An 11,485-nucleotide genomic window follows, 5' to 3' on the forward strand; every position below is an offset into this window, starting at 1 on the left:
TCGAAGCCCAAGCCCGCAGTTTCCCAGACGATACCCGACGAGGTGGGCGTGACCTTTGCGCGACAGGCAGGAAGCAAACTGGACGCAACAGCGCAGACTCCCGTGCGGAACGGGCTGGCGAGGCTGGGCGGCGAGGCGCCGCTGACCCTCCTCGACGCCTGGCTGGGCCTGGGCCTGCTGTGGCTTCCCGTGGGCATGCTGGTGATGCCCTCGAGCATTTCCTACAACCCGGGGCGGCTGTACCAGAGCACCCTCGCTGTCACGCTCTATCTGCCGGCGCTGATCGTTGGCCTGCGCGCACGCGCGGCGGTGTGGCGCCAATGCTGGTCGGTGCCGGCCTTTCGCGTTTTCCTGCTGCTGTTGGCCTGGGCGCTGCTGTCGCTGACCTGGACCGGCGCGTGGCATCCCGGCGATGAGGCCGGCCGGTTATTGAGCGTGTTGTTCTACGTGCTGGCCTGGCAGGGCTTTGCCGGCCGTGCGCCGCAGCGGGCGGAACGTCTGCTGGCCGTGGCGGCGCTGGCGATGGCGGCATGCGCGCTGGGCTACGGCGTGGCGTTTCTCGTCCAGGCGCCAGGGGGCGATGGGCGCATCGCGGCCAGAGGGGTGGTCGCCACCGCCAACTACGCGGCCGCCACCATGGGCGCGGCCTGCGTGTGGCTGTGCCAGCTGCCCTGGCGCGCAAAGCGTTGGCAGACGGTGCGGCTGGTGGCCCTCACGGCGCTGCTGTTCTTTATCGTGCTGACCCAGAGCCGCGGCGTCTGGCTGGCGTTGGCCCTCTGCGCCGTGCTCACACCGTGCTGGCGCCGTGCCGACCGGTCCGCCTGGTTCATCGCCGCCGCGGTATTCGCCGTCATGCTGGTACTCCTGTGCCGGCCCCTGCCGGTACTGACCGCGCGTGGCGCCTCGCTGCGGCCGCAGCTGTTCGCCCAGGCGCTGGAACTCATCGGCCGCCATCCGTGGCTCGGTCTGGGCCAGGGTGCGCCGTTCCGGCTCGAGGTGGCCGGTCAATCCTTCACCCACAGCCACAACGTGCTGACCCAGACCGCCATCGAACTCGGCCTGCCGGGCCTCGTCCTGCTCGCCGCGCTGTGGCTGAGGGTGGCCTGGTCCGGCTGGCGCCATCGCGATGAACCGCTTGGCCGCGTGGTGCTGGGGGCGTGGGTTTACGCCAGCGTGGCATTGCAGTTCGACATGCCGCAGCTGCTGACCAGTCCGCGCCCGGGCTGGCTGCTGGTCTGGCTGCCTTTCGGGTTGGCGCTCGGGCTGGCCGCACGCGAGCCGCAAGACGACTCGCGTACACTTTTGCGTCCCTAGTGAACTGCGCGCCGGCGCTTTTCCCGGCCCCGAGAAAACCTCCATGAGCAGAGTGCTGGTCACCGGCGGCGCCGGCTTTCTGGGTTCGCACCTGTGCGACCGCCTGCTGCGCGACGGCCACGACGTGCTGTGCGTGGACAACTTCTTCACCGGCAGCAAGCGCAACGTCGCCCACCTGCTTGCCGAGCCGTATTTCGAGCTGCTGCGCCACGACGTCACCTTCCCGCTGTACGTGGAGGTGGACCGCATCTTCAACCTGGCCTGCCCGGCCTCGCCGGTGCATTACCAGCACGACCCGGTGCAGACCACCAAGACCTCGGTGCACGGCGCGATCAACATGCTTGGCCTGGCCAAGCGGGTGAAGGCGCGCATCCTGCAGGCTTCGACCAGCGAGGTATACGGCGACCCGGAAGTGCATCCGCAGCGCGAGGACTATTGGGGCCGGGTCAACCCGATCGGCCTGCGCTCGTGCTACGACGAAGGCAAGCGCTGCGCGGAGACGCTGTTCTTCGACTACCACCGCCAGCATGGCCTGGACATCAAGGTGGTGCGCATCTTCAACACCTACGGCCCGCGCATGCACCCTAATGACGGCCGCGTGGTGAGCAACTTCATCGTGCAGGCGCTCAAGGGCGAGGACCTCACCATCTATGGCGACGGCAGCCAGACGCGCAGCTTCTGCTACGTCGACGACCTGATCGAGGCGCTGGTGCGGATGATGGACACGCCTGCCGGCTTCACCGGGCCGGTCAACGTGGGCAATCCGGCCGAATTCACCATGCGCGAGCTGGCCGAGAAGGTGCTCGCGCTGGTCGGTGGCACGTCGAAGCTGGTGTTCCGTCCGCTGCCGCCGGACGACCCGCGCCAGCGCCAGCCGGACATCGCGCTCGCCAGGGAAAAACTGCGCTGGCAGCCCACGGTGTCGCTGGAGGATGGCCTGCGCGAAACCATCGCCTATTTCCGCGCATTGCTGCAGGCGTGAGCACCGTGGCCACGCCGACCATCTCGGTCATCGTCACCAACTACAACTACCGGGCGTTCGTCGCCGAGGCGGTGGACGGCGCGCTGGCGCAGACGCTCGCGCCGGGCGAGGTGATCGTGGTGGACGATGGCTCCAGCGACGGCTCGCCGGAGTATCTGCGCGAGCGCTACGGCGCCGATCCGCGCGTGCGATTGCTGTGCGGCGAGAACGGCGGCCAGCTCGCCGCTTTCCAGCGCGGCTTGGCCGCGGCCACGGGCGAAGTGGTGTGCTTTCTCGATGCCGACGATCGCTGGGCGCCGGATTATCTGGCCAAGGTCGGCGCGCTGTTCGCCGCGCGCACGGATGTGGATTTCGTGTGCTCCGACGTGCACTTGATCGGCCAGGAATCCGGCGTGCAAGGCTACGGCCCGCAAGCGGCGGACCTCGGCTACACCGCGCTCGCCACCTGGGTGCGCATGCGCTGGTATGGCGCGCCGACTTCCGCGCTGGCGCTGCGCCGCGCGCTCGCGCAACGCGTGCTCGACCTGCCGGAAGGCTTCGCCGCGCAATGGCGCATCTCCGCCGACAACTGCCTGGTGTTCGGCGCCAGCCTGCTCGGCGCGCGCAAGTACTACCTGCCGACCGGCGCGGTCGACTATCGCATCCACGGCCACAACGGCTGGTGGCACCAGCAGGCGCGCACGCGCGAATTTCCCGCGCAGTTCCGCTCGCGTTGCCTGATCAACCACTACGCGCGGCAGATGGGTCTGGACGAGCGCGCGCTCGATCTGGCCAAGGCCGAGTTCAAGTCGCGCGAGCGACCGAGCTGGGACGATGCCTGCGTGTACGCCGACATCGCCTGGCGCGGCAGTGCGCCGTGGTGGAAGCGCGCCGAGCGCGCGCTGTCGATCCTGCTGCACGGCCTGCGCGCGCGTCGCCGGCTCCGGCTTTGAAAGCCATGCAAGCCAGCCTGATCGTGCTCACCTACAACTGGCCCGAGGCGCTGGATCGCGTGCTTGCCAGCACGCTCGCGCAGACACGCCTGCCCGACGAGATCATCGTCACCGATGACGGCTCCGGTGCGGACACGCGCGCCGTCATCGAGCGCTGGCAGCGCCTGTCGTCGGTGCCGCTGCACCACGTCTGGCAGGAGGATCTGGGCTTTCGCGCCGCGCGCGCACGCAACCGCGGCATCGCCGCCAGCCGCGGCGACTACGTGATCCTGATCGACGGCGACATGCTGCTGCATCCGGCCTTCGTCGCCGATCACCTGGCCTTCGCCGAGCTTGGGTTTTTCTTGCAGGGCGGGCGGATCAAGGCCACGCCGGAGGAAACCGCGCGTCTGCTCGCCGGCGGCCGGCCAGTGTTCGCGCCGTGGGCGCGCGCGGACTTCGGCGCCTTCGACGGCACCCGCCGCCACTACGCCTTCCGCGCGCCCTGGCTCGCGCGCTGGAAGGCGCGCAGCCGGCGCGGCGGGCGGGTGATGAGCTGCAACATGAGCTTCTGGCGCGAGGATCTGGTGCGCGTCAACGGCTTCGACGAGCGCATGGAAGGCTACGGCGCCGAGGACCGCGAGCTCGCCGCGCGTCTGGCCAATGCCGGCGTACGCCGGCGCCAGCTCAAATGGGCGGCGCTGGCGATGCATCTGGATCACCCCACGCGCGCGCAGCCGGACGTCGATGACATGAGCCTGCCCAACAACCGTCTGTTCCGCGCCACGGTGGAGCAGCGCATCGTGCGCTGCGAACGCGGGCTCGACGCGCATCTGGCCGCATTCGCATCGACGCCGGCGTCGACGCGCTAACCCGGATCGAGCGTCCGCAGGGCCTCGCGCAGGCGTTGCGGGAACGCCGCGCGGTTGACGTCGAACCAGGCGCGCGCGGCCGCGCCCAGGCGTTCGGCTTCGCCCGCGTCCATGCCGATGCAACGCTCGATCGCCGCGCGCAGCGCCTCCTCGTCGGGTGCGTAGAGCGTGGCCAGATCCTGCCGGCCCGTGGCGTGCGCGGCGACCAGCACGCCGCGCGCGGGCGTCACCAGTTCGTGCATCGGCGGCGCATCGAGCGTCACCACCACCGCGCCGCAACTCATCGCCTCGACGATGTAATGGCCGTAGCCCTCGGTCTGCGAGGGGCACAGGTGGAAGCGGTGTTCATTCTGCAGGCGCCGGTAGGCCGCATCGTCCAGCGGCTCGCGGTGCAGGGTCACATTGGCCGGCAGCGCGCCGATGTCCACCCGCTTGCGCCGCCAGGCCACGGTCAGCATGGGCCATTCTGGATGCCGCGCCCACAGCGCGAGCAGCGCCTGCGTGCCCTTGTTGCCGCTGCGGCCGGGACCGTGGAAGAAGGCGTGCCGGCGCGGCACCGTGGCATCGCGGCGATCCTGGCTGGTGAAGCCGATGTAGCGCACCCGCGCGCCCAGCGCCTCGAACAGCGGCACGGCGTGGCGGGTCTTCACCCACACCGCATCCAGCCGCGGCAGGGCGGCGCGGTCGGCGGCGCGGAAATATTCCGGGTTGGGTACCAGCACGTTGCGTCGCGCCGCGCGCAGGAACTCCGGGCGAATGCGCTCGAGCATCAGGTTGACGTCGTGACGCTGGCCGGCCAGGCGCCCGCGCAGCGCGGTGAGCCACGCGGCGATGCGGCCGCGATGCGGCAGACCGCGGACATCCACCGTCGCGCCCGTCTCGCGCAGCGCCCCGGCGAGCAGGGCGAGATCGCGCGAAAGCCCGGCGCCGTTGTCGCGGCCGACGAGCCGGATGCGCGGCGCGGCCTGCGTATCGCCGCTCATGGCACCTTGTCGAGCACGGCGTAGTACATGCCGTCGAGGTCGTCGTCGCCGGGCAGGATTTGCCAGCCGACCGCGGCGGCCTGGCCGGTGGGCAGATCGAACGGCCGCGCGCGCGCGTCGGCATGTGCGGCCAGGAAGGGCGCGACCACGCCCTCGTTTTCCGCGCGCAGCACCGCGCAGGTGGCATAGACCAGCCGCCCGCCCGGCGCGAGCAGCGGCCACAGCGCATCGAGGATGCGCCGCTGCGTGGCGACGAGCGCGGGCAGGTCGCTCGCGCGCCGGTGCAGGCGCACGTCCGGTCGCCGGCGCAGCACGCCGGTGGCCGAGCACGGCGCGTCGATCAGGATGCGATCGAACGGCCGCCCGTCCCACCAGTCCTGCGGCGCGCCGGCATCGCCGACGACGACCGCGGCGGTGAGTCCCAGTCGGGCGAGATTCTGGTCGATGCGGCGCGCGCGCACGGCGTCGGCTTCCAGCGCGACGAGCGCGACGTCGGCGCGTTCCAGCACATGGCAGGCCTTGCCGCCGGGCGCGGCGCAGGCATCGAGCACGCGCTCGCCGTCGCGCACGGCGAGCAGGTCGGCGGCGACCTGCGCGGCGCCGTCCTGCACCGCGAACAGGCCTTCGGCGAAGCCCGGCAGGCGGGTGACGTCGGTGCTGTGCGGCAGCTTCACCGCGTCGGCGAGCCAGGCATGCGGTTCGGCCGTCCAGCCGTCCATACGCAGGCGTTCGATGAAAGCCGCGCGATTTGCGCGACGGCGGTTGACGCGCAGCATCAGCGGCGGCTCCGCGTTGTCGGCGGCGAGCACGCGTTCGGCCGCATCCGGCCAGTCGCGCACGAGGGCCTCGACCAGCCACGCCGGATGTGCATGACGCGTAGCCGGCACCGCATCGAGCGCGGCGCGCAGGCCGTCGCCCTCGCGCTGCCAGCGGCGCAGCACGGCGTTGACCAGCCCGGCCAGATGCGGACGACCGAGCGCGCGCACGGCCTCCACGGTGGCGGCCACCGCCGCGTAAGCGTCGAGCCGCAACACATCGAGCTGGACCAGCCCGAGCACCAGCAGCGCATGCACGGCAGGTTCGCGTCGACGCAGCGGTTGCGTGAGCAGTCGGTCGAGCGCGGCGTCGAAGCGCAGCCACCAGCGCGCACCCTCGCTGAGCAATGCCATCAGCAAGGCACGATCGCGCGAATCGGCGAGCGCCGGCATGGCGCGTGCGCTCACCTCGCGCAGCGAGGCGCCCGCGAGCGCGACCTCGGCCAGCGCACGCGCCGCCAGGGCGCGGGTGTCGGTCATGCCGGATTGGGCCATCGTGCGGGGGCTGTGGCGGAGCAGGGCGGGCGGGTGGATGCGTGCATGGAACGAGCCGGAAAAATCTCCATCGACCTGGAACGCAGAAAAACCGTCCGCCCATGGCGGCGGCGGTTCCGCGCCGGGCATTTAAGCATGGCGAGCACACGCGGCGTGGCGTATCGCCGGCATTGTGCGGAGGTTCATGGCGTGCAGACGTGTCTTGCACGAGCATGCCGAAAGGATTTTCAAGGAGGACGTCATGGCCGATGTGAAGGCAGCCTGCGAAAAGCATTGGGATCGCTGGAAGGGCGATTGCAGCGGATTCGTCCGTGCGGTGGCCGGCGAGCTCGGCGTGCCGCTGACCGGCACCGCCAATGCGATGGTGGATGCCATGGCCCGGCAAGGCGGCGTCTGGCAGTCGCTCGGCCACGACGGCATGCAGGCCACGCGCTATGTCAACCAGGGTTTTTTCGTCGTCGCCGGCCTCAAGTCGACCGCACACGGCCATGTCGCCGTGATCGTCCCGTCCGCCAGTGCCGGGTACCCGTTCGGCTACTGGGGACGCCTGGGCGGCGTGGGCCGGAAAAACACGGCGATCAACTGGGCCTGGAATCACCAGGACCTGCCCCGCGTCGAATACTTTGCCAGGCAAGTAGGAGGTCACTGATGGGCGCGCGTCTCTTGAGGCCGCTGCTGGCGCTGCTGGCGCTGGGCGTCTGCGCGGTGGCCGCCGGCAGCCCGTGCCGGCTGGCCGAGGTGGCCGTGGACGGGCAAGCGGCCAAGGTCGGCCAGCGCGTGCTCGATCTCGGCGAAGCCGATGACCCGCAGCACCCGACGGCCTGGCAGGGACCGCTCCGGATCACGTCCGCGCAGGGGCCGGGCTGCGAGGTCGATGCGGCGGTGTCAATCATCGAAAAGCCGCTGCTCGCGGGCGATGCCCTGCTCTACGTGCCCACCTATTCGGGCAGCGAGAACCACGTCTATGCCGTGGATCTGCGCACCTGCCGGGTCGTCTGGAAAAGCCCGGCCTTCACCGGTGCCACCCGCGCCGAGCCGGGCGCGCTGATCCTGGGCTCGCGCAGGCTGCCGCTGGACGCCGCCTGCCGGCCCGCGACGCCGTGAACGCGCCACGCAACGCGGCGCGTCGGGTGGCGGCCGCGGGGCGGTTCACGCGTGCAGCGTGCGCAGGGCCGGTCGCGCGTTGACGTAATCGCCGGCGCCGATGCGTCGGCCGCCGGCGCGCTGCACGGCGGTGATGCGCAGCACGCCGGTGCCGCAGGCGACGTCGATGCCGGCCGGGCCGGCGGCGAGGATGCGACCGGGCGCCGCGCCGTGCGCGAGGTCCAGCGCTTCGGCGGCCCATACCCGCACGGTCTCGCCGGCGAGATCGGCCTCGGCCACCGGCCAGGGATCGAACGCGCGCACCTGACGTTCGAGCTCGACCGCGGACCGCTGGAAGTCCAGCCGCGCCTCGGCCTTGTCGAGCTTGTGCGCGTAGGTGACGCCTTCCTCCGCCTGCGGCCGGGCGGTCAGCGGCTCGCCCGCCAGGAGGCGCGCGAGCCCTTCGGCCAGCACCTCGGCGCCGAGCGCGGCGAGGCGGTCGTGCAGGCTGCCGCCGGTGTCGTCCGGGCGGATCGCGGTGCGCCGCTCCAGCAGGATGGGGCCGGCATCCAGGCCCGCCTCCATGCGCATCAGGTCGACGCCGGTCTCGGCGTCGCCGGCCAGGATCGCGCGCTGGATCGGCGCCGCGCCGCGCCAGCGCGGCAGCAGGCTGGCGTGCACGTTCCAGCAGCCCAGCGGCGGGATCGCCAGCACGGCGCGCGGCAGGATCAGCCCGTAGGCGACCACCACCAGGAGATCGGGCGCGTGGGCGGCCAGCCGGGCCTGCGCCGCGGCGGTTTTCAACGTCTCGGGCTGTTCCACCGGCACGCCGGCGGCCAGGGCGGCGGCCTTGACCGGACTCGGCTGCGGACGCCGCCCGCGCCCGGCGGGGCGGTCGGGCTGGGTGTACACGGCCACCACGTCGGCACCGCTGGCCAGACAGGCCGCGAGGCTCGGCACGGCGAAGGCCGGGGTGCCGGCGAAGACCAGGCGCAGGCTCAAGCGTGCGCCGCCTGCTTGCGCTGTTTCTCCAGCCGTTTGAGCAGCAGCGAGCGCTTGAGCGGGGAGAGGTAATCCACGAACACCTTGCCGGCCAGATGGTCGAGTTCGTGCTGCACGGCCACGGCGAGCGGCCCCTCCACTTCCAGTTCGAACGGTCGGCCGTCGATGTCCTGCGCCTGGACCTTGACCTTGAGCGCGCGGGTCACGTCGGCGAAGAGGCCGGGAAAGGACAGGCAGCCCTCCTGGTACACCTGCGCGCCGTCCTTCTCGACGATCTTCGCGTTGACCAGCACCAGCGGCTGGTTGCGCTCCTCGCTCATGTCGATCACCAGCACCTGCCGGTGCACGTTGACCTGGGTCGCGGCCAGGCCCACGCCATTGGCGGCGTACATGGTCTCCAGCATGTCCGCCACCAGTGTCTTGAGCGCCTCGTCGAACTCGGTCACCGGCACGGCGCGGGTGCGCAGGCGCGGATCGGGAAATTCCAGGATGGTCAGCACGGCCATGACGGTTCACCTCCAGTGGACGGCGGGTACATGCGGGCATGGGCTGCGTTCCCCAAGCCGCGATGTGGCCAACGCGTAGGCGGCGCATTGTAACCGCTGGCCTTGGCGGGGTTTTTGCCAACCGCGGCCGGTTGCGCCGCCCCGGGCTTGGGCTACACTCCAACGCGGCCTCGGGGGTAGGGGATAGTTGGCTCATGTTCAGAAAGTCGCTGGGCCTTTTGGCCGGCATGCTGGTCACCGTCGCCGTGTATGCCGCCGGCGTGGAGCTTCGTGCCGATCATCCGGAAAGCTACACGGTGCGCCGCGGCGACACGCTGTGGGGCATCGCCGCGCGCTTCCTTTCCAAGCCCTGGCTGTGGCCGGAGATCTGGCAGGCCAACCCGCAGGTGCACAACCCGCATCTCATCTATCCCGGCGACGTGCTCCGGCTTTCGCTGGCCAGTGACGGCGCGCCGAGCGTCAAGCTGGTCCCGCAGGTGCGTCGCGAAGACGCGCCGGTGCCGGCCATCCCGCTCGCCGAGCTGCGCATGTTCCTCGAGGACCTGCGGGTGGAAAACGAGCAGACGGTGCGCGACGCGCCCTACGTGGTCGGCTTCGAGGAGGCCCGCCTGCGCGGCACGGTCGGGCAGAACGTCTATGTGCGCAAGCTCGCCGCCCAGCCGGGACAGCGCTGGGCGATCGTGCGGCCCACGCATGCCTTTCGCGGTTTCGGCGGCGACGGTGCCGGGCAGGGCGAGTCGATCGTCGGCCATCGGCTCGACAGCGACGTCTCGATGGTGCGCACGCCGTGGGCGGAGGACGCCCGCAACGACGGCCACTATGGCCGCGGCCGCGAGATCGGCATCGAGGTCAGCGTGATCGGCTCCGCCGAGGTGCTGCGTGGCGGGGACCCGTCCACCCTGCTGCTGCTCGGTTCCACCGAGGAGATCCGCAAGGGCGACCGCCTGCTCCCGCTGGACGACAAACCCTACGACGCCAGCTATTTCCCGCATGCGCCCAAGGCCGTGCCGGCCGGTGCGCGGGTGATCGCCTTTAGCGAAAACGTGCTCGACGCCACCGGCCGGTCGCAGGTGGTGGCGTTGTCGGTCGGCGCCCGGGACGGCGTCGAGAACGGCCAGACCTACGCCATCTGGCAGCCCGGCGAGACCATCGCGGATGATGTCGCCAGCAACAGCTGGGATCGCGGCACCGGCCAGAGCGTCACCCTGCCGGACGAATTCGTCGGCCACGTCATGGTGTTTCGCACCTTCGACCGGGTGAGCTACGGGCTCATCATGGACGGCTTGAAGCCCGTGCATGTCGGCGGCCGGCTGACCCTGCCGGACTGAGCCTGCCGTCGGCCTGCGCCGACGCCGCGACGCGCCGCGCGCCCGTGGCCGTGCCCGTGGCATGGCGCTTAAAGTCGGGATATGGACGAATCCCTGCTGCGCGCCTGGCTGACCCTGCTGCGGACCCCCGGCCTCAGGCCCGGCGCGGTGCGCGACCGGCTCGAGGCGTGCGGCGGCGACGTGCGCCGCGTCCTCGAAGATCTGCGCCGCGGACCGCTGCCGCCGCCGGCACGGGCCTGGCTCGCCGCGCCGGAGGAAAAACGCCTCGGCGAGGATCTGGCCTGGCTCGCCCGGCCCGGCCATCGCCTGCTGTGCTGCACCGAGGCCGATTTCCCGCCGCAGCTCCTGGCCATCGCCCAGCCGCCGCTGGCGCTGTTCGTGGCCGGCGACGCCGGCCTGCTCCTGCGCCCGCAGGTGGCGGTGGTCGGGGCGCGTCAGGCCAGTCCGGCCGGGCTCGCCCACGCCCGGCGTTTCGCCGCCGCGTTGGCGCAGGCCGGCTACGTGGTCACCAGCGGCTTGGCCGAAGGCATCGACGGCGCCGCCCACCGGGCCGCGTTGGATGCCGGCGCGCCGACCGTGGCGGTGATCGGGACCGGGCCGGACCGGGTCTATCCGCGCCATCACCGCGAGCTGGCCGCGCGCATCGTCGCCGCCGGGGCGCTGGTCAGCGAATTCGTGCCCGGCACGCCGGCGCGGCCGGACCATTTCCCGCGCCGCAACCGGCTGCTCGCCGGCTTAAGCTGCGGCACGCTGGTGATCGAGGCCGGGCTCAAGTCCGGTTCGCTGATCACCGCCCGGCTCGCGGCCGAGGCGGGGCGCGAGGTGTGCGCCTTGCCCGGCCCGATCGACCATGCGCTCGCCCATGGCTGCCATCGCCTGATCCGCGACGGCGCGCGGCTGGTGGAGACGCCCGCGGAGGTCGCCGAGGCACTGCTGCCGGCGGCGCGTGCCCAGGGCGGCCTGCTCGCCGGGCGGCTGGCCGCCGATGCCGAGGCGACGCCCGCCCCACCCGCGCCGGAACATGCCGCGCTGCTGGCGGCCCTCGGCCATGCGCCGGTCGCGCTGGACGAACTCATCGCCCGGACCGGCATGGGCGCCTCCGCATTGTCCGCGCAGTTGTTGCTGCTGGAGCTGGAGGGCCGGGTCGCGCCCCTGCCCGGCGACCGCTACCAGCGCATCCCGGACTGAAGAAGC

Annotated in this window: 12 protein-coding genes; 8 read left to right on the forward strand and 4 right to left on the reverse strand. The window is 71.6% G+C overall.

Annotated elements, in window-relative coordinates; all coding sequences use genetic code 11:
* Positions 1 to 102: 102 nt before the first annotated feature.
* The 4 genes from ALSL_RS00780 to ALSL_RS00795 are packed head-to-tail and all read left to right on the forward strand — an operon-like array spanning position 103 to position 4,079.
* A complete protein-coding gene (locus ALSL_RS00780) occupies positions 103 to 1,314 on the forward strand; it encodes an O-antigen ligase family protein (protein WP_126535739.1) in 1,212 nt (403 codons plus the stop codon).
* A gap of 43 nt (positions 1,315 to 1,357) precedes the next feature.
* Positions 1,358 to 2,296 carry a UDP-glucuronic acid decarboxylase family protein gene (locus tag ALSL_RS00785; protein WP_126535741.1) on the forward strand — a complete coding sequence of 313 codons (939 nt, stop codon included), beginning with the start codon at positions 1,358 to 1,360 and terminating at the stop codon, positions 2,294 to 2,296.
* Positions 2,293 to 3,228, forward strand: a complete 936-nt coding sequence (locus tag ALSL_RS00790) for a glycosyltransferase family 2 protein (protein ID WP_231700248.1) — start codon at positions 2,293 to 2,295, stop codon at positions 3,226 to 3,228. The genes ALSL_RS00785 and ALSL_RS00790 overlap by 4 nt, the downstream gene beginning before the upstream one ends.
* A gap of 5 nt (positions 3,229 to 3,233) precedes the next feature.
* Positions 3,234 to 4,079, forward strand: coding sequence for a glycosyltransferase family 2 protein (locus ALSL_RS00795; protein ID WP_126535743.1), 846 nt, complete (start codon positions 3,234 to 3,236; stop codon positions 4,077 to 4,079).
* On the opposite strand, the gene ALSL_RS00800 is transcribed toward ALSL_RS00795, so the two are convergent.
* Both ALSL_RS00800 and rsmB read right to left on the reverse strand, forming a co-directional pair.
* Positions 4,076 to 5,062 carry a glycosyltransferase gene (locus ALSL_RS00800; RefSeq protein WP_126535745.1) on the reverse strand — a complete coding sequence of 329 codons (987 nt, stop codon included), beginning with the start codon at positions 5,060 to 5,062 and terminating at the stop codon, positions 4,076 to 4,078. The genes ALSL_RS00795 and ALSL_RS00800 overlap by 4 nt on opposite strands.
* Positions 5,059 to 6,357: a 16S rRNA (cytosine(967)-C(5))-methyltransferase RsmB gene (gene rsmB / locus ALSL_RS00805; RefSeq protein ID WP_126535747.1), complete on the reverse strand. Its 1,299-nt coding sequence runs from the start codon at positions 6,355 to 6,357 to the stop codon at positions 5,059 to 5,061. The genes ALSL_RS00800 and rsmB overlap by 4 nt, the downstream gene beginning before the upstream one ends.
* A gap of 256 nt (positions 6,358 to 6,613) precedes the next feature.
* Between rsmB and ALSL_RS00810 the strand changes: the two genes are divergently transcribed.
* Together ALSL_RS00810 and ALSL_RS00815 are read left to right on the forward strand one after the other, a co-directional pair.
* Entirely contained in the window at positions 6,614 to 7,021 is a 408-nt protein-coding gene (locus tag ALSL_RS00810; protein WP_126535749.1) for a hypothetical protein, read from the forward strand.
* Positions 7,021 to 7,476: a hypothetical protein gene (locus ALSL_RS00815; RefSeq protein WP_126535751.1), complete on the forward strand. Its 456-nt coding sequence runs from the start codon at positions 7,021 to 7,023 to the stop codon at positions 7,474 to 7,476. The genes ALSL_RS00810 and ALSL_RS00815 overlap by 1 nt, the downstream gene beginning before the upstream one ends.
* A gap of 45 nt (positions 7,477 to 7,521) precedes the next feature.
* On the opposite strand, the gene fmt is transcribed toward ALSL_RS00815, so the two are convergent.
* On the reverse strand, positions 7,522 to 8,451 hold the full coding sequence (fmt, locus tag ALSL_RS00820; protein WP_126539942.1) for a methionyl-tRNA formyltransferase: 930 nt from the start codon (positions 8,449 to 8,451) through the stop codon (positions 7,522 to 7,524).
* Positions 8,452 to 8,453: 2 nt separating this feature from the next.
* The gene (def, locus tag ALSL_RS00825; protein ID WP_126535753.1) at positions 8,454 to 8,963 is read right to left on the reverse strand and encodes a peptide deformylase; all 510 of its coding nucleotides are present in this window, start codon (positions 8,961 to 8,963) and stop codon (positions 8,454 to 8,456) included.
* 194 nt (positions 8,964 to 9,157) lie between these two features.
* Between def and ALSL_RS00830 the strand changes: the two genes are divergently transcribed.
* Together ALSL_RS00830 and dprA are read left to right on the forward strand one after the other, a co-directional pair.
* Positions 9,158 to 10,291: a LysM peptidoglycan-binding domain-containing protein gene (locus ALSL_RS00830; protein WP_126535755.1), complete on the forward strand. Its 1,134-nt coding sequence runs from the start codon at positions 9,158 to 9,160 to the stop codon at positions 10,289 to 10,291.
* Between the two features lie 81 nt (positions 10,292 to 10,372).
* The gene (gene dprA, locus ALSL_RS00835) at positions 10,373 to 11,479 is read left to right on the forward strand and encodes a DNA-processing protein DprA (RefSeq protein ID WP_126535757.1); all 1,107 of its coding nucleotides are present in this window, start codon (positions 10,373 to 10,375) and stop codon (positions 11,477 to 11,479) included.
* The last annotated feature ends 6 nt before the right edge of the window (positions 11,480 to 11,485 follow it).

Origin of the sequence: Aerosticca soli (genome assembly GCF_003967035.1) — a bacterium.
Classification (GTDB): domain Bacteria; phylum Pseudomonadota; class Gammaproteobacteria; order Xanthomonadales; family Rhodanobacteraceae; genus Aerosticca; species Aerosticca soli.

Excerpts from the sequence above, each read along its gene's own strand:
- ALSL_RS00785 (WP_126535741.1), top strand. The coding sequence starts at position 1,358 with ATGAGCAGAGTGCTGGTCACCGGCGGCGCCGGCTTTCTGGGTTCGCAC.
- ALSL_RS00795 (WP_126535743.1), top strand. The coding sequence starts at position 3,234 with ATGCAAGCCAGCCTGATCGTGCTCACCTACAACTGGCCCGAGGCGCTG.
- ALSL_RS00800 (WP_126535745.1), bottom strand. The coding sequence starts at position 5,062 with ATGAGCGGCGATACGCAGGCCGCGCCGCGCATCCGGCTCGTCGGCCGC.
- rsmB (WP_126535747.1), bottom strand. The coding sequence starts at position 6,357 with ATGACCGACACCCGCGCCCTGGCGGCGCGTGCGCTGGCCGAGGTCGCG.
- ALSL_RS00810 (WP_126535749.1), top strand. The coding sequence starts at position 6,614 with ATGGCCGATGTGAAGGCAGCCTGCGAAAAGCATTGGGATCGCTGGAAG.
- ALSL_RS00815 (WP_126535751.1), top strand. The coding sequence starts at position 7,021 with ATGGGCGCGCGTCTCTTGAGGCCGCTGCTGGCGCTGCTGGCGCTGGGC.
- def (WP_126535753.1), bottom strand. The coding sequence starts at position 8,963 with ATGGCCGTGCTGACCATCCTGGAATTTCCCGATCCGCGCCTGCGCACC.
- ALSL_RS00830 (WP_126535755.1), top strand. The coding sequence starts at position 9,158 with ATGTTCAGAAAGTCGCTGGGCCTTTTGGCCGGCATGCTGGTCACCGTC.
- dprA (WP_126535757.1), top strand. The coding sequence starts at position 10,373 with ATGGACGAATCCCTGCTGCGCGCCTGGCTGACCCTGCTGCGGACCCCC.